This is a genomic window from Vibrio sp. 1401, assembly GCF_033340295.1.
Genome location: NZ_JAWOWF010000739.1, coordinates 1 through 545, shown reverse-complemented (window position 1 = coordinate 545; position 545 = coordinate 1). Strand labels below are relative to the sequence as shown.

General features: G+C 42.6%; 1 pseudogene. It reads left to right on the top strand.

Annotated features, from left to right (window positions below):
* Positions 1-232, top strand: a pseudogene (locus R7Z77_RS27885) (hypothetical protein); the annotation flags it as partial.
* Positions 233-545 lie beyond the last annotated feature (313 nt).

Genomic DNA, 545 nt, shown 5'->3' with positions numbered 1-545 from the left:
TGATATGGGTGGTGCTGAAAGAGCATACTTACAAAGCCAAGATTACGGTTGTGTGCTTTCTTTGAGTTTCAGTTTACAACACTTGGGTAAATTAAACGTGGAGCTTGGTAACTATGAACTCGCTGAAAAGCAGTTTATTGAGGCTTTGGCTATTCGAACGAAACTGAAGCGTACAGACTTAATAGATTCGACTAACCGAGCAATACAAGGGTTACAAAAGCTACGAACATAACAAACAGTTCAAGAGGGATTCAGCACGCGTGGCATTTTTGGTATGCGTTGATTTCGGTGTTGAAGTGCTATGCAGCGGCTTGGTCATTGCGTGCTTCACCCCTTAACTGGGCGTTAGCATGCGGGAGTAATATGAAGAAAATTCTCATCATCGGTAATTCTGGCTCAGGCAAGAGTTGGTTGTCGAAACAGTTATCCCGAAAACTTTAGTTGCAAGAAGTTAACTTGGACTCGATTGTATGGGAGCCAGGTGGCTATAATCAAAAACGCTCCACCGGAGCAATCGAAAATGAAATTGCTAGTATAAAGTCTCA